This window comes from Clostridium algidicarnis DSM 15099 (assembly GCF_002934235.1).
GTDB classification, from domain to species: Bacteria; Bacillota; Clostridia; order Clostridiales; family Clostridiaceae; genus Clostridium_L; species Clostridium_L algidicarnis.
This window is the reverse complement of record NZ_PTIS01000001.1, coordinates 224919-242639: the sequence shown is the minus strand read 5'-3', so window position 1 is coordinate 242639 and position 17721 is coordinate 224919. Positions and strand designations below refer to the sequence as shown.

At 30.3% G+C, this 17721-nt stretch carries 13 protein-coding genes and 1 other RNA gene; 3 read left to right on the top strand and 11 right to left on the bottom strand.

What is annotated here, in order from left to right; translation table 11 throughout:
- Window positions 1-27 precede the first annotated feature (27 nt).
- Both BD821_RS01155 and hflX read right to left on the bottom strand, forming a co-directional pair.
- A complete protein-coding gene (locus BD821_RS01155; protein WP_104408945.1) occupies window positions 28-924 on the bottom strand; it encodes a nucleotidyltransferase domain-containing protein in 897 nt (298 codons plus the stop codon).
- Window positions 925-985: 61 nt separating this feature from the next.
- The gene (hflX, locus tag BD821_RS01150; RefSeq protein WP_104408944.1) at window positions 986-2779 is read right to left on the bottom strand and encodes a GTPase HflX; all 1794 of its coding nucleotides are present in this window, start codon (window positions 2777-2779) and stop codon (window positions 986-988) included.
- Window positions 2780-3160: 381 nt separating this feature from the next.
- Here hflX and hpt point away from each other — a divergent pair, with 381 nt between their 5' ends.
- Window positions 3161-3682, top strand: a complete 522-nt coding sequence (gene hpt, locus BD821_RS01145; RefSeq protein WP_104408943.1) for a hypoxanthine phosphoribosyltransferase — start codon at window positions 3161-3163, stop codon at window positions 3680-3682.
- Between the two features lie 114 nt (window positions 3683-3796).
- Here the strand turns inward: hpt and yunB are convergent, their stop codons facing one another.
- Window positions 3797-4432 (bottom strand): sporulation protein YunB, encoded by a 636-nt coding sequence (gene yunB / locus BD821_RS01140; protein ID WP_104408942.1) that lies wholly within the window; start codon window positions 4430-4432, stop codon window positions 3797-3799.
- A 127-nt stretch (window positions 4433-4559) separates the two neighbouring features.
- On the opposite strand from yunB, the gene BD821_RS01135 reads away from it, so the two are divergent.
- The gene (locus BD821_RS01135; protein WP_104408941.1) at window positions 4560-7028 is read left to right on the top strand and encodes a transglycosylase domain-containing protein; all 2469 of its coding nucleotides are present in this window, start codon (window positions 4560-4562) and stop codon (window positions 7026-7028) included.
- A 42-nt stretch (window positions 7029-7070) separates the two neighbouring features.
- Here BD821_RS01135 and dcd read toward each other — a convergent pair whose 3' ends face one another.
- From dcd to BD821_RS01100, 7 genes are all read right to left on the bottom strand, one after another.
- On the bottom strand, window positions 7071-7595 hold the full coding sequence (gene dcd / locus BD821_RS01130; RefSeq protein ID WP_104408940.1) for a dCTP deaminase: 525 nt from the start codon (window positions 7593-7595) through the stop codon (window positions 7071-7073).
- 64 nt (window positions 7596-7659) lie between these two features.
- An RNA gene (gene rnpB / locus BD821_RS01125) (RNase P RNA component class A) lies at window positions 7660-8030 on the bottom strand.
- A 57-nt stretch (window positions 8031-8087) separates the two neighbouring features.
- Complete coding sequence (locus BD821_RS01120; RefSeq protein WP_104408939.1) at window positions 8088-8894, bottom strand: Nif3-like dinuclear metal center hexameric protein; 807 nt, start codon at window positions 8892-8894, stop codon at window positions 8088-8090.
- A gap of 2 nt (window positions 8895-8896) precedes the next feature.
- Window positions 8897-9610 carry a tRNA (adenine(22)-N(1))-methyltransferase gene (locus BD821_RS01115; protein WP_226104389.1) on the bottom strand — a complete coding sequence of 238 codons (714 nt, stop codon included), beginning with the start codon at window positions 9608-9610 and terminating at the stop codon, window positions 8897-8899.
- Between the two features lie 88 nt (window positions 9611-9698).
- Complete coding sequence (gene rpoD, locus BD821_RS01110) at window positions 9699-10787, bottom strand: RNA polymerase sigma factor RpoD (RefSeq protein WP_029453409.1); 1089 nt, start codon at window positions 10785-10787, stop codon at window positions 9699-9701.
- A gap of 2 nt (window positions 10788-10789) precedes the next feature.
- Window positions 10790-12556, bottom strand: a complete 1767-nt coding sequence (gene dnaG / locus BD821_RS01105) for a DNA primase (RefSeq protein ID WP_104408938.1) — start codon at window positions 12554-12556, stop codon at window positions 10790-10792.
- Between the two features lie 246 nt (window positions 12557-12802).
- On the bottom strand, window positions 12803-13834 hold the full coding sequence (locus BD821_RS01100; RefSeq protein WP_104408937.1) for a deoxyguanosinetriphosphate triphosphohydrolase: 1032 nt from the start codon (window positions 13832-13834) through the stop codon (window positions 12803-12805).
- Window positions 13835-13979: 145 nt separating this feature from the next.
- Between BD821_RS01100 and BD821_RS01095 the strand changes: the two genes are divergently transcribed.
- Window positions 13980-15047 (top strand): CotS family spore coat protein, encoded by a 1068-nt coding sequence (locus BD821_RS01095; RefSeq protein ID WP_104408936.1) that lies wholly within the window; start codon window positions 13980-13982, stop codon window positions 15045-15047.
- A gap of 41 nt (window positions 15048-15088) precedes the next feature.
- On the opposite strand, the gene ppdK is transcribed toward BD821_RS01095, so the two are convergent.
- Window positions 15089-17716: a pyruvate, phosphate dikinase gene (gene ppdK, locus BD821_RS01090; protein ID WP_104408935.1), complete on the bottom strand. Its 2628-nt coding sequence runs from the start codon at window positions 17714-17716 to the stop codon at window positions 15089-15091.
- Between the last annotated feature and the right edge of the window lie 5 nt (window positions 17717-17721).

Sequence of the window (17721 nt, the reverse complement as noted above, 5' to 3'; positions counted from 1 at the left end):
TCTTATTTTAAATCTTAAACTATACAATTAAATAAAGTATACATTTTCTTTAATTATATAATTTCCTTTTAAATCATTGTAATTTCTAAAATCTTTTTTTACGAGATTATTTTTCCAAAGTTCATTTAATATATCTTCCATATCTATTTCATAACTTTCAAATAATGGATCGTTTTTTATTTCTTCTGCACTTAAAAGATCATCTTTTATCCTCATAAATTCAAGCAGTAACCTAGTGCTCTCTTTTATATTCTTATCTACAGATGACTTTAAAAAGTCTAAAGTTTCTTGCACTATTTTAACTGAATCTTCTTTACTAAAAAACAACTTATCCACACATTCTTTAAATTCATCATTAATATTCATTGCCATGGAAGTAGCATCTTTGCTTATCATATAACCATTGCAATTTACATATAGTCTTGCAAAATCTTCTATAGCACGAATTGCAGTACTGTAAGCTACATATATTCCATCATTACTTAAATATTTTTTACAAACATCTATACTTTTAAGGGTTTTACCAAGATACACCATATTCCATCTTTCTCTATCTAAGTCTGGGTAATACCTGCCATTATTATATCTTGTAGTAACGTCTAAGTCTTTTGAAAATACTAATCTTGAAGATGCAAATATTCTATGGATAAATCCTCCTCTAAGGTCACTTTCATGAAGTTGCAAGAACTTTTCCTTGCTCATAAGCTTTATGTGTACAGCTACTCCCTTTTCTTCTGTGTATATATTTTTAATCTCATTAGAATAATCTTTTAATATAACAAAAAGATCTATATCTGATTCTTCCCAAAAGTCTCCTGTAACCATACTTCCAAAAACCATAACCGCTAAGATATTTTCACTTGGTTTCATTTTATTCATAAGCGAATTAAAAGCCTTTTGGTATTTCAATATGATATTATCCATTTCTTCTCTTCCCCTTTTATAATTATCTATATTTAATATAAATACCATTCAATTATAAATATTAATTTTCTTTAATGAATTGTCTACACTTATTGTAAATTTCATCATCAACTTCTGCTTTTATATATGTTCCTTCATCTTCATAAGTAGATTCTATTATTTTTGCATTTCTGTGTAAGTATGCTACTACAGATTGTTCACTATAGGGTATTACATATTCCACCTTCTTTAACTTGTTAGGTAATTTGTTTGCAATAGTTTCTAGTAACAACTCAAGGTTTATATTTTCTTTAGCTGATATTGAAACAATTTCATACTTTCCCTTATACATATTAATTAAATCTTCTAGTTCTTCATTGCTTATATTATCTATTTTATTTAATGCAAGTATCATAGATTTATCTTTTACACCTAGTTCACTTAATACTTCTTCTACTGCCTGTATTTGTTCATTAACATACTCTGCTGATGAATCTACTACATGTATTAAAACTTCAGAATAAATAACCTCTTCCAAAGTAGATTTAAATGCTTCTACCAATTCATGAGGTAACTTTCTAACAAATCCTACAGTATCAGTTAGAGTAATTAATCTATTATCTAAAAGATTAATAGCTCTTGTTGTAGTATCTAATGTTGCAAATAACATATCTGCTTCAAAAACCTTTGATTTTTCAATAGAATCTTTTGGCATTGCCATATCATATAAGGCATTTCTTAATGTAGACTTTCCTGAGTTAGTGTACCCTACTAAGGATATTTGTGGTATGTTTTGTTTGTTTCTTTTTTCTCTTTGAGTTTCTCTAGTCTTCTTAATTTTAGAAAGTTCTGCTGTTAAATCATATACTGTTTCTCTTATATGTCTTCTATCTGTTTCTAATTTCTTTTCTCCAGGTCCCCTTGTTCCTATTCCACCACCTGTTCTTGAAAGTATAGCACCAAGACCTGTAAGCCTTGAAAGCCTATATTTCAATTGGGCAAGTTCTACCTGTATTTTCGCTTCCTTCGTTTTAGCTCTTGTTGCAAATATTTCTAATATTAATGTAGTTCTGTCTATTACCTTACATCCAATAGCTTCTTCAAGATTTCTTACTTGGGATCCTGAAAGCTCATCATCAAATATTATTACATTAGCTCTTAACCCTTGCCTTAATAGGGATATCTCTTCCACCTTACCTTTTCCAATGTAATAGGTTGGATCTATCTTACTTCTATTTTGAAACACACTAAAAAGCACAGGAATATCACAAGCTTTTGCTAGTTGACCTAGTTCGTCTAAGCTCTCTTCTGTATCAGATCCAACTATAATTGCCTTTTCCCCGTTATCCTCTTCTATTTCATTACTTTCTATTATATTTTCAATACTTTTCACCTTATTTATAAAATCAAAATCTAAACTTTCTTTTAAAGTTAATCCTTCCATAATTTCTGGTACCAATAGGTTATCTTTAACATCACAAAATCCAACACTTATATCCGTAAGTTTTTCATTTAAAACACCTATGGCAACTATAGAGTCCAGTTTTAATTTAAGTAAAGCTGAGTTATCAATTGCAGATAATCTTGAATTTCCATTGGGATGAGTATGTATTATCCTAACTCCTGAAAGCTTCTTTTCTTTTATATTAATCATGGGTATTTCTACAGTGCTACTATCTCCTATAGCAACCCCTACTACCTTACCTTTTCTATCTATAGCAACACTTATTTCTCTTCCGAGCCGAGAGCTACTATCTACTAAAACATTTAAAATTTCTTCAGTAAATAACATATACTTTGGCAAAGTCATTTCACTTATATCTTCTAAATTATCTATTATATTCTTTTTTACACCATCTATACTTCCATATATCATAATTTTCACTCCTTTTATAACTATTTCAACTTTTCATTTTAAAAAATTTTCCTATAAAATACGCCTGCTTCGAAAACTAAAATATATTGTTTAAATTCAATTACATTATACTTTTCAACTTTCATATAATTTTATACCATAAAAACATGGTTGTAAATAGACTAGACAATGATTACCCTTTAAAGTAAGCTATAATTAATATTAAAAAAATACTAATTTAGTGTATATATTTTTCTTAAATAGGATATTCTATTTAAAATAATTCTTTTGAATTTATCTGTTAGATTTATAATCCTAAATAAAAAGTCTTGAAATTGGTACTTTTAAAAGGTATATTAATTATATAATTTTTTTTGAAAATATCATATATGGAGGATAGCAATGGAAGAAAAAAGTCGTAACATACTAATAAGTGAAAAGGAAATATCTAATAGGATAATTGAGGTTGGCAAGAGTCTTTCAGAATATTATAAAGGGAAAAACTTATATGTGCTATCTTTATTAAGAGGTAGTTTTATTTTTACAGCAGATCTTGTAAGAAGTATTACTGTGCCTACTAAAATAGAATTTATGACTACTTCTAGTTATGGACATGGTGAAGAAAGCTCTGGTTTAGTTAAAGTTGTTAATGATATTCCAGACAACATACAGGGATATGATGTCTTAATAGTAGATGATATTGTAGACAGTGGTATCACTATGGAATTTGTTAAAAATCACGTTAAATCTTTAGGTGCATCTAGTGTTAAATGTTGTGTTCTTTTAGACAAGCCAGAAAGAAGAAGCGTAGACATAAAGCCTGATTTTTGTTGTTTTGAAATAGAAGATGTATTCGTAGTTGGTTATGGGCTTAATTATGGTGACTATTATAGAAATATACCTTACGTTTTCAACTGGGAATAATATTAAATCTACCTATTAAATAAGTCTGGCACTATATTTTATATTGTGTCAGACTTATTTAATTACATTAACATCTTCGTGCAACTTATATTTAATAATATTTTATACTTGTTATTAATGTACTAAGTCTAAATCTACTGAAGTTCTTGGAACCTTTCCAACTATTATTGTTTCACTTACAGGCATTTCACAAACTACCTCTATATCAGAACTATTAAATGGTATTACCACTCTAATATTACTTACAACTTGCACATATATTTTATGCCTAGTTTGATTTATCCCTGCACTTTCAAAAATAGAGCTATAACTAACTTTAGTATCTCCAATAGTCCGCATTTTTATATTAATATCAGGTCCTAGATTTGATATTATATTATTATTAAATACATACCCAATAGGTATTTTTATACCTACCTCACCAAGATCTTTTATGTCCTTTTGACATTTCATAGCTACATTAATAGATAAGTAATTAAGTTTTATTGTATCCGCCCTAAGCATCACAATATCGCCTTGATTATCTTTTTCTATACTTATAATATCATTGTAATCAAATTCCTTAGAATATTCCTTTAATATATTTTCATTTATAATTTCATTAACCCTAATACGCACTTCCGCGTTAGCTACATATACTGCCTTATTACCTATACTTTTTTCTATAAAATATAAGGATATTATAGCTATAAAAAGAATAATACATAAGAAAAATAATACTTTTAAAATCGGGAGCTTTTTTGTCTTCATTTTATATCCTCCAGTAAAAAAAGTTTTTATAATCTAATCATTTTATAATATGATATAATATGGTATAATATTTTAAATCTGACCAATTTAAATAAAGTTAGTTTTAGATAGAAGATAGGAGGAACTTATGGTTCAGCATAAAAATAAAACAAAAAAAGATAAAAAGAGTAAGCATATATTAAGAAATATACTGTTAACCTTTTTATTCATATGTTTATTTTCAGGAGCTACTCTTTTAGGAATTGGATATTCTATGATTAAATCAGCTCCAGAACTGAATATAAACGAATTATTATTATTAAATGAAGTCTCAGTAATGTATGATAATAAAGAAAGTTACATGGATAACGTTCCAACAGATGAAAAACGAACAGTTATTACCATTGATAAAATGCCAATAGATCTTCAAAATGCTTTTATAAGCATAGAGGATGAACGTTTTAGACAACATCATGGAATAGATGTTAAAAGAGTATTTGGTGCCGTGTATATAGATGTAAAGAATAAAATAACTGGTAAATCTGGCCTTCATGGAGCATCTACCATAACACAACAACTTCTTAAAAATACGCTTTTAACTCCTAAAGTTTCAATAAAGAGAAAAGTTCAAGAGATGTACTTAGCCATTGAACTTGAAAAAAAGTTAAATAAAGATCAAATATTAGAAGCCTATTTAAATACTATATTTTTAGGTGGAAAAGCTAATGGAGTAGAAGAAGCTTCTAATCAGTACTTCAATAAACCAGCTATAGAATTAAACCTTATTGAATCTGCTTACTTAGCTGGTATGAATCAAAGTCCATCAGTATACTACCCATTTTCACCTTCCTCACAAAAAGACCCCTCAAAATATCTAAACAGAACTAAAATTGTTTTACAAAAGATGTTGGAGATGGGAAGTATTGATGAGGAAAGATATAATACCGCTATAGAAGATTTAGATAATGGTTCCCTAGTATTTGAAAAACCAAATTATGAGGAAAAATTAAATTATGAATGGTTTTCTTTGGAAGTTTTAAAAAGAGTGAAATCTGATTTAAAAAGACAATATAACTATACCGATAAAGAGGTTTCAAGACTAGTTACCTACGGTGGTTTGAAAATTTATACTACCATGGATAAAGATCTACAAGACTACTCACAAGATATAATAAATAACACTAGTAAATATATAAATATACAAGAATATACTATTAAAAGTGGTGACATAGATGTTGTCCAGCCTCAAGTGGGGGCTGCTATAATGGACTACAGAAGTGGTGAAGTAAAAACCATAATTGGCGGTAGGGGTGATCTCCCACCTACATCTTATAATAGGGGAGCTTCATTAGGTTTTTTAAAACCTACAGGATCTGCTATTAAACCTTTAACAGTATATGCTCCAGCTATAGACATGAAACTCGCAAATGCAAGTTCACTAATAAATGACACACCATTAACCGATGAAGAATTTAAAAGATTTGGTTTTAGCAATGGTGATGTAGTAAAAAACGTGGATGGTCAATTTAGAGGACCTATAACCTTAAGAACAGCACTAACTTACTCAGTTAATATTGCTGCTTTAAAGTTAGAGGATAATATAGGGAAGTCCAACGGCGTAGAATACGGCAAAAAATTCGGACTTATATTTAATAAAAGATCACAAGAATCTCTCTCTGCTATATCCCTTGGAGAATTTGATAATGACCCTAAAGATAAGGATGGTTCTAATCCATTGTATATGGCTGCTGCTTATGGTACTTTCGGTAATAATGGAATATACACAGAACCAATACTTTACACCAAGGTAACAGATAGAACAGGAAAAGTAATTTTAGAAAGAACCCCTGATAAAAGAAAGGTTATATCTCCTGAAGCATCTTATATATTATATGACATGCTTAAGGGCCCAGTTATAAATTACAGTGGCAGAAATGCTAAATTTAGTGATATGCCTGTAGCTGGTAAAACTGGTACTTCAGAAGGAAATAAAAATCTTTGGTTTGCTGGACTCACTCCTTACTATTCAGCAGCTGTTTGGATAGGAAGTGATACACCAAAGGAAATTAAAACTATTGGCAATGGCGAGACTGCAAGTGGTAACACTGCTGGAATCTTATGGCGAAAGCTTATGGAAAAGGTTCATGAAGGATTAGAGGTTAAAGACATTAATATTCCAGAAGGCCTTAAAATGTCAAAAGTTTGTTTAGACTCTGGAAAGCTTGCCACGGAACTTTGTTCAAAAGATCCTAGGGGTAATCATAGAATAATTGAAGATTACTTTATTGAAGGCACCATTCCAAATTCTTTATGCGATGCCCATGTAGAGGTTAAGATAAACAAACTTAATGGTAAAAGGGCTACAGAAAATACACCCAAAGACCTTATTGAAACAAGGGTTTTCATAAGCAAAGCTTATGCCGGCTCTGTTACAGATGCTTATATGGTTGAACCTACGGAACTAGATGATTATAAATTAACTCCAGAACCTGATAAAATTATTAAAGATGAAAAGGTAATTCCTCCAGTTCCTGATAAACCTGGAAGTGGCAATGTAAATGTTCCACCAATAGAGCTCCCTGTAACACCACCACAAACTAAACCTAATAACAATTAAAACAAAACACCTAGACACTTATAGTCTAGGTGTTTTTACTATTTATTCTTCCTTAAAATCCTTAAATAATAAGCTTGGTTGTATATCAGTATTATTTTGATACTTGCCACTTATATACTTATCATAGTCTCCTTCAATCTTATGGTAATATATCTGACATATTTCCACTCCAGCATAAATTCTAATAGGTTGAATACAAAACATTTCAAGTGTCCAATATCCACTAAATCCCACATCTCCAAATCCTGCTGTTATATGAACAAACAAACCAAGTCTACCTACAGAAGATCTTCCTTCTAGCATGGGAACATAATTTTGAGTTTTAGTATACTCTAAGGTCCTACCAAGATAAAGCTTATTAGGCTCTAATAAAATCCCCTCATTAGGTATAATAATCTTTTTTGCTTTGTTTTCTTTTTTCATATCTAATATATGGTTATCATAAACCAAAAGTTCGTTATGAAGTTTTAGATTATAACTATTAGGGTTAATTTGGGATTTATTAAAAGGCTCTATAAATATTTCTTTTCCAATTTTATTTTGAATTTCTTTTCCTGATAATATCAAAATGATACCTCCTTATTTATACTTATATATAAAAATAACACTCAACAAAATCGAGTGTTATAAGTATGCGAGACAAACCTGTAAGCCGAGTTCTGTATTAAGCAATCATCTATCTAGGCCCATTGTTACCAATAGGCTCCAGCGACGCACCCGAAGGCAGAACGAGCAGTTCCATTTACCTTCCTATTCGGTCTTGCTCCAGATGGGGTTTACATAGCCGCAAAGTCGCCAATGCGCTGGTGAGCTCTTACCTCACCTTTCCATCCTTGCCAGTAGTCAAAGACTAACTCGTCATCTTACGATGATTCTGGCGGTATCTCTCTGTTGCACTATCCTTAGAGTCACCTCTACTGGGAGTTACCCAGCACCCTGCTCTATGGAGCTCGGACTTTCCTCTCCTGAGAAATTCTCAGCAGCGATTGCTTGGTTTACTTGCAAAGACAATATTAACACATTACTCAAAGAAAATCAAAGCATTTTTTTAAAAATCATTTAAAATATTTCATAAGGTTCTTTTTCAACCTCCGAGAAAAACACTTTCACGGTTGGATCCTTTAAATTTATATAATCTTCTATATTTTTAGAAATAATTTTAAATAATGGCTGTTCGCAACTAAAATGTCCCACATCTATTATAAATAACCCCATCTCCTTATAGTCACTAACAAAATGATATGTTGTATCACCAGTAATTATACACTGTGCCCCTAGATTTCTAGCTAACTCAAAATAGTCCTGTCCGCTGCCATTTATTAATGCTATCTTGGTTATTTTATTATTTAAGTCCCCAACAAATCTTATGTTTTTTAACTGAAACTTTTCTTTGACTGTATAACATAGTTCCTTTGCAGTAATCCATGTTGTAAGTTCTATTATTCGTCCTATACCTGCCTTTTCTATACTTGAACTAGATTTGTCCATTATATATGCATCTTTTATGTTTAAATCTAATAATTGTATCATTGTATCATTCATTCCATTCTTTACTGAGTCTAAATTTGTATGACTACTATAAAGATTTATATCAGCTTTTATAAGTTCAATAATCTTTTTTCCTTGAAGTGTTTCTGTGGTTATAGATGATGGCTTTTTAAAAAGTAAAGGATGATGTGATATTATCATATCTACACACTTTAACTTAGCTTCATTTATAACTTCTAAGTTACAATCTAAACAAAATAAAATAGATTTAACTTGATCCTTTTTATTGCCTATCATAAGACCTACATTATCATAAGATTCCTTTAATTCAATCGGAGCTATGCCTTCCATGTAATCTACAATATCTTGAACTATCATAATTAAACTAACAACCTTTCTAATTTAATTTTAAAATCTTCTAAAAATAATTTTCTAGCAATTGCATTTGAAGTATTACCATTTAAATATAATAATATCTTTTCTAATTCTTGTATTTTAGATATAATATAATCTTTTATTAATGGATGATTTTTATCTATGAGTAAAGGACTCACAGTATAATATATATCTTCATTAGTTCTAAATCCATTACCACCATATCTTATCTTAAAAAACTCATAATAAATACCTTCATCTATGCACATTTCTTCATCTAAAATTTCAAAATTATTATTATAAAGATACTTTCTTAATACTTCTGCATTTTGGGTTGGTTGTAAAACTAAATATTGGAGACTTTTAACTATGCTTAAATTTTCTATAAGTATTTCTTTTATAAGGTTACCACCCATTCCTGCTATAATAACACCCTGAACTTTTTCATCTTTTATTGTGTTTAATCCTGATCCTTTTTTACATTTTATTCTCTTTTCTAGTCCATAGCTCTTAACATTAACTTTTGCTCTTTCTACTGGATGACTATTTATATCAGATGCAATAGAAAAATTACAAATATCTCTTTCTATAAGGTTTATTGGTATGTATCCATGATCAGTTCCTATATCAGCTATAGTATTGCATTTATCACAAAGGTTAATTAATTTATTTAATCTATTACTTAATTCCATATCTTTTCCCTTTCTTTTCTTTCCCATAAATTTTAAAAAGTCTCCACTCAAAATTATTATATTTTGAATAAAGACTTTTTAAAATTACTCTCTTTGATATTAGATTAAATATATTTTAATCTAAGTAATCTTTTAATTTCTTGCTTCTACTTGGATGTCTTAATTTTCTTAATGCCTTTGCTTCAATTTGTCTTATTCTCTCTCTTGTTACATTAAACTCTTTTCCTACTTCTTCAAGTGTCCTTGCTCTACCATCATCAAGTCCAAATCTAAGTCTTAACACTTTTTCTTCTCTTGGAGTTAATGTATCTAAAACACTTATCAATTGTTCTTTAAGCATAGTAAATGCAGCCGCCTCTGCTGGAGCTAAGGCATCATCATCTGGTATGAAGTCTCCAAGATGACTATCTTCTTCCTCTCCAATAGGAGTTTCTAAGGATACCGGTTCTTGAGCTATTTTCATTATCTCCCTAACCTTTTCTACCGGCATATCCATTATAGTTGCAATTTCTTCTGGCTGAGGTGATCTCCCAAGTTCTTGGAGTAGTTGTCTTTCAACTCTTATTAATTTATTTATAGTTTCTACCATGTGAACTGGGATTCTAATAGTTCTTGCTTGATCTGCAATTGCTCTAGTAATTGCCTGCCTTATCCACCATGTAGCATAAGTGCTAAATTTATAGCCTTTTCTATAATCAAATTTTTCTACTGCTTTAATAAGTCCTAGATTACCTTCTTGTATAAGGTCTAAGAACATCATTCCTCTACCTACATATCTTTTAGCAATACTTACTACAAGCCTAAGATTAGCTTCAGCTAACTTCTTTTTAGCAACGAGGTCACCCTCTTCTATTTTCATAGCTAAATCCACTTCTTCTTGAGAGGTTAAAAGTGCCACTTTACCTATTTCTTTTAAATACATTCTTACAGGGTCATCTATAGAAACACCTTCAGGCACTGATAAATCAACAGTTGTCTCTTCTGGTGCAGCTTCCTCTTGAATATCTCCGTTTATTTCTATTCCTAATGATTCTAATACCTCGTATATTTTTTCAATCTGTTCTGGATTTAAGTCTATTTCATCAAGTTCATCCATTATTTCTTTGTAACTTAATGACCCAGCCTTCTTACCCTTTTCCATAAGCTTTTTAACTAAAGCCATTTTTTCGCCTTTGTCTTTAAGTGACTTTCCTAACTCTGCCATACTTAATCCCTCCCTTCTGCTTTTTGAATTCTCATAAGTTCTGTTGTTAATCTCATAGACTCATCTATATCACCATTTAGTTCCAATTTCTTAATTCTAATCATAATTTTCTTTTTCGACTCCTCTAGCCTATAATTTTTAATTTTTTCAAAATAATCTTTAACAACCTTTACCTTATCACTATCTTCATCTAAAGGCTTAATTTCCTTAATAAGTGTCCATTCTTTAATACTTTCAGCATCATCACATTTAGACTCAATATATTTATATCTATCTATTCCTTTTATATGTTCACTATCTAATATAAAATCAAGTATCTTTTTATGTGTATCTATTATAAAGCCATCTTTTCCCATATTTTCTTTAATATATTCATATATCTGTATATCTTCTATCATTAAGTTAAGTAAACTTCTTTCAGCTTTCACATAAGCTGGCTCTAAATATGATTTTGAACCAAAACCTTCTGTGTTATTCATTTTCTTGTTATATTCAAATTCTTTATTATTAGATTTCTTAACACTATCATAAAACGCTTGTTCTTTTATTCCTGTTTGTTCTGAAACCTTTTTTATATAAATATCCTGCTCAATAGGATTCAAATCTTCTATTATATCTGTAACTTCCTTTGCATATTGAATTAAGTCTGTTTCCTTAAATAGATTTTTATTTTCTTTTGCCCTATTTAGTTTATAATCTATTAATGGAACAGAATTAGATATTAACTTTAAAAACTCTTCTTTTCCATGAATTCTTACATATCCATCTGGATCTTTACCATCAGGTACTGTAAGAACTTTTACATCAAGCCCTACCCCTTTTAATACATCTAACCCTCTAAGCGTAGCATTTTGGCCTGCAACATCTGCATCGTAAGCTATAATAGCTTTATCAGCATATCTTTTTAATAACCTAGCCTGGTTTACAGTAAGTGCAGTCCCAAGGGATGCGACAACATTAGTTATTCCAGCTTGATGAAGTGATATACAATCCATATATCCCTCTACTATAACAAGACATCTATCTTTATTATCTTTTATAGCAAAATTAAGTCCGTATAAATTAGTCCTTTTGGAAAATATTTGAGTTTCAGGTGAGTTTAAATATTTAGGTTTAGAGTCATCTAGCACTCTACCTCCAAAGCCTATAACTTTTCCACGATGGTCAAAAACAGGAAACATGACCCTGTTTCTAAATCTGTCATAAAAGCCACCCTTATCCTTAGCTACAGCGAGGCCTGCTTCGCTTACTAATTGGTGGGAAAACCCCTTTCTTTTTAAAAATTTAAGTAACTCTTCCCAGTTGTTTAATGAATAACCAAGTCCGAATCTTCTTATTGTTGCTTCAGTTATGCCTCTTTTTAAAAAGTATTCTTTTTCTTCTAAGTTTTTGTTTAAATTGTTAAAAAAGAACCTAGCTGCTTCCACATTTATCTTATATAAGATATCTTTTTTATCCTTTATCTTTTTATCTTGGCCTTGTTCTATACTTATATTGGCCCTTTCTCCAAGGTATTCTATAGATTCTACATAAGATAAGCCCTTAGTTTTCATCACAAAAGTGATAACATTACCTGCCTCCCCACAACCGAAGCACTTATAAATTTGTTTATCTACTGATACACTAAAGGATGGTGTTTTTTCATTATGAAAAGGACAAAGCCCAAGATAATTTTTTCCTGAATGCTTTAATTTAACCTTTTCAGATATAATATCCACTATATCATTTTGTTCTTTTATCCTTTCTATTACGTCTTCTGGTATGGCCAATAATTTTCCCACCTATCCTAATGCATAATTTAAATAAAGCATTATGTATTCGACATAAAATATCATATTCCCTTTTATATTGTTTACTTTTTGTAACATTATAATATTTTAAAGAATATCATAGCCTTTTAATTATATATTCTTTATAAACCTTAAATATCCTTCAAAATTTAATATATATATATTAACTTTTATAAATTCATTAATAGTCTGCCCATAATCCAAGTAAAATTATTCCTAAATTTCTTAATATATTACAAACTTTGGAACATATATTTTATTAAATGCTAAAAGGCAATAATCATCACTCATTCCAGCAATATAATCTGCAACGCCTCTTTCGCTTCCTTCTCTTTCTACAATTTCCTTATATAAATTAGGCATTTTTTCTATGTTTTTAATATAATAATTATAAACATTGTATAAAACAAATTTTGCTTTATCTCTCTCTTCTTTTAATATATTCCCTAAATATATATTTTCAAACATAAATTTTCGAAGTTCTACTAAAGATTCATTTACAAAATCACTTAAAGATACCTCCATAATCCCCTTGTCTATATTCTCTAATGTACTGTAAATACAATCATTAACCAAAGTATTTATCCTTTGTCCATGGGTATGCCCAAGAACTTTAATTGTATTTTTGGGAATATCAGATATATTAAGCATTCCTGCTCTTACAGAGTCATCTATATCATGATTTACGTAAGCTATTTTATCACTGTATTGAACTACTTGTCCCTCTAAAGTCATAGCTTTATTGTTAAGGCGTTTAGAAAACCCACTATGTTTCAAAATGCCATCTAAAACTTCTTTTGTTATATTTAACCCTTGTCCATCCTTCTCTAAGCATCTTAAAACCCTGACACTTTGCTCATTGTGTTTAAATCCGTCTTTTAAAAGTTCATTTAATGCATCCTCCCCACTATGTGCAAAGGCTACATGTCCTATGTCATGCCCCAAAGCAATAGCTTCAATAAGGTCTTCATTTAATCCAATACCCTTTCCAATAGTCTTAGATATCTGAGAGACTTCTAATGTATGTGTAAGTCTAGTTCTATAATGGTCTCCTGAGGTTTTTATATATACTTGTGTTTTATGTTTTAATCTTCTAAAAGATTTACTATGAACTATTCTATCCCTATCAACCATATAAGGAGTTCTGATTTTATCTAATTCCTCTTCTTTTTCTCTTCCAGCAGTATTTTTTGAAAGGGCAGCACCTTTTATAAATGTGTTTTTTTCATTCATTTCAATTTTCTCTCTGATAATCAACTTCATCACCCCTTATTATTAAATTCTATAATATTATTAAAAAGTCCTCTATTTTAGATATATATATAATTAAAATTGACTTTTTAGTATATTCTTAAATTTAAAGTAATATTATTATAGTGAATTAATATTTAGGAGTGTTATAATGCCCTCAGAAGCAAAAAGAATTTCCTATGAATTATTATTAGAAAGCAACATAAAAAAAGTAATACTTCCTTACTATGATTTGCAAGACTACGAAGTTACACAAATCAAATTTAAAGATACAGATAAGCAAAGAGCTGTTTATAAAATAGATAATGGCATAAATTCCTACTGCTTAAAAAAGGTATATTACAATATAGAAGAATTATTATTTGTATATTCTGCCATGGAGTGGTTATATAGGAATAAGATCAATGTTCCAAGAATACTTCCAACAAATACAGGTGGCCGATTTGTAATTGAAAGTGATATGTTATTTATATTATCACCTTGGATTGACGGAAACAAATGTGACTATGATAACGTAGAAAATATCATAAATTCCGCCTTAAATCTTTCTAAATTTCATAATGCTTGTGATAACTTCATTCCAATCAAAGGTAGTAAATACAAAGAAGCTTATGCTGATATTACTCTTTCTACAGAAAAGCATTTTGAGCAACTTTTAAATTGTTCTAATAAAGCATTTAAATACGGTGATAAATTTTCAAAGATATTCTTAAACAACTTCGAAAGTAGTATGAAACTTGCAAAGTTAGCACTTGATGTATCTTCTACCATATCTATGAGTAATCTTAGCATTTCTTTATGTCATGGCGACTATGTAAATAAAAACATAATATTTGATAATGAAAATAATATTTGGACTATAGATTTTGATAAATGTAAAATTGATTATTGTACACATGATATCTCTTATTTTTTAAGAAGATTACTAAAAAGAGATAACACTCGCTGGGATCTAGAAATAGCCATAAGCGCACTTGAAATATATGATAGCATAAGGCCTTTGTCACTTGATGAATACAAATATATATTTATATACCTAGCCTTTCCTCAAAAGTATTGGAAAATTTCTAAAGATTATTATAATAATATAAATAAATGTAATAAATCTTCTTTTTGTAACCTTTTAAATAAAGCGGCTTCAAAAAACGACTTTCAACTTCAGTTTGCTTTTGAATTTAAAGATTACATAGAAAATAAATTTAAATGCACACTAAATTAAAAAGGACTATCCTAAAGGATAGTCCTTCATAATTTTATATATTATCTCTTGTTTTTAACTTGAGCTTGTGCTGCTGCAAGTCTTGCAAGAGGCACTCTAAATGGTGAACAAGAAACATAGTTAAGTCCTACGTTATGGCAGAATTCAACTGATGATGGGTCTCCTCCATGCTCTCCACATATTCCAAGCTTTATGTCAGGTCTAGTTTTTCTACCTTTTTCAGTAGCAATTTCAATAAGTTGCCCGACTCCAGTTTGATCTAATTTAGCAAATGGATCAGATTCATAAACCTTCTTTTCATAATAATCTTTTAAGAAATTACCAGCATCATCTCTTGAGAATCCAAAAGTCATTTGTGTTAAATCATTTGTTCCAAATGAGAAGAATTCTGCTTCTTTTGCTATTTCATCAGCTGTTAAAGCAGCTCTTGGTATTTCTATCATTGTTCCTACCAAATATTTTAACTCTACGCCTTTTTCTTTTATTATTTTATCAGCAGTAGTTGTTATTATATCTTTAACATACTTTAATTCTTTTATTTCTCCTACAAGAGGTATCATTATTTCTGGCACTATATCGAAGCCTTTTCTTTCTTTAACTTCTATAGCTGCTTCTATAATTGCTGTAGCTTGCATTTCAGCTATTTCTGGATAAGAAACGGCTAAACGACATCCTCTATGTCCCATCATTGGGTTTACCTCATGTAAGGATTCTATAGTTGACTTTAATTCTTCATACTCTAACTCCATATCTTTTGCAAGTGCTCTTATTTCATCTTCATGAGTTGGTAAGAATTCATGAAGTGGTGGATCTAAAAGTCTTATAGTAGTTGGTTTACCTTCCATTACTTCATATAGTCCAACGAAATCTTCTTTTTGCATTGGAAGAATTTTTGCTAAGGCTTTTCTTCTTTGAACTTCATTTTTAGAAACTATCATTTCTCTTACAGCTGCTATTCTATCCTCTGCAAAGAACATATGCTCAGTTCTACAAAGACCTATGCCTTCTGCACCAAATGTTACTGCCTGAGCCGCATCTCCTGGTGTATCTGCATTAGCTCTAACTTTTAATTTTCTAACATCATCAGCCCAAGCCATAAATGTTTCAAAGTGTCCACTTATTTCAGGATCAACTGTTTTTATAGATGTTCCATATATGTTTCCTGTACTTCCATCTATAGATATATAGTCATCTCCTGTATAAACTTTTCCTCCAACTGTTAACTTCTTTTTAGCTTCATCAACTTTTAATTCTCCACATCCAGCAACACAGCAAGTACCCATACCTCTAGCAACTACAGCAGCATGAGATGTCATTCCGCCTCTCACTGTAAGTATACCTTCAGCTGCTATCATACCTTCTATATCTTCTGGAGATGTTTCAAGTCTTACAAGTACAACCTTTTCTCCTTTTTCGTGTCTTTCCTTAGCTTCCTTTGCTGTAAATGTTATTTTACCACAAGCAGCTCCTGGAGATGCAGGCAGTCCTTTAGCTATTGGAGTATTATCTTCCAAGTCCTTTATATCAAAAGCTGGATGTAACAGTGTATCTAATTGCTTTGGTTCTACTTTTAATATAGCTTCTTCTTTAGTTAGCATCTTTTCTTCTACAAGATCTACAGCAATCTTTAAAGCTGCCTGGGCTGTTCTCTTACCGTTTCTTGTCTGCAAGAAATATAACTTTCCTTCTTCTATAGTAAATTCCATATCCTGCATATCTTTATAGTGATTTTCTAATTTATGAACTATATCCATAAATTCTTTATATATCTCTGGCATTTCTTCATTAAGTTTTTCTATTGGTTCTGGTGTTCTTATTCCCGCAACAACATCTTCACCTTGAGCATTCATTAAATATTCAGCAAATATTTTATGTTCTCCTGTTGAAGGGTTTCTTGAGAAAGCAACTCCTGTACCTGAAGTTTCACCTTTGTTACCAAATACCATTTCTTGAACATTAACAGCTGTTCCCCAGCTTGCTGGTATATCATTTAATCTTCTGTAAACTACTGCTCTTGGGTTATCCCAAGATCTAAATACAGCAAGGATTGATTCTATTAACTGCTTTTTAGGATCAGATGGGAAATCTTCACCCTTTTCTTTTTTGTAGTATTCTTTAAATTGCCCAACTAATTCTTTTAAATCATCTGCTGTTAAATCTGTATCTAATTTAACGCCTCTTTCTTCCTTCATCTTATCGATTAAGGCTTCAAAGTTCTTTTTATCTATTTCCATAACAACATCTGAAAACATTTGTATAAATCTTCTATAAGAGTCATATGCAAACCTTTCATTACCTGTAAGCCTTATCATAGCTTCAACTGTTTCATCATTTAACCCAAGATTTAATATGGTATCCATCATTCCAGGCATAGAAGCTCTAGCTCCTGATCTAACTGATACTAATAATGGATTCTCTAAACCACCAAATTGCTTTCCAGTAACCTTTTCTAACTCAACTAGCTGTTTATATATTTGGCCAGTAACCTCATCAGTTATAGTCTTACCATCATCATAATATTTGTTACATGCTTCTGTAGTTACAATGAATCCTTGTGGTACTGGTATTCCAATTTTAGTCATTTCTGCAAGATTGGAACCTTTTCCCCCAAGAAGATTTCTCATTGAAGCATCACCCTCATTAAAAAAGTAAACATATTTCTTTTCCATGTTAA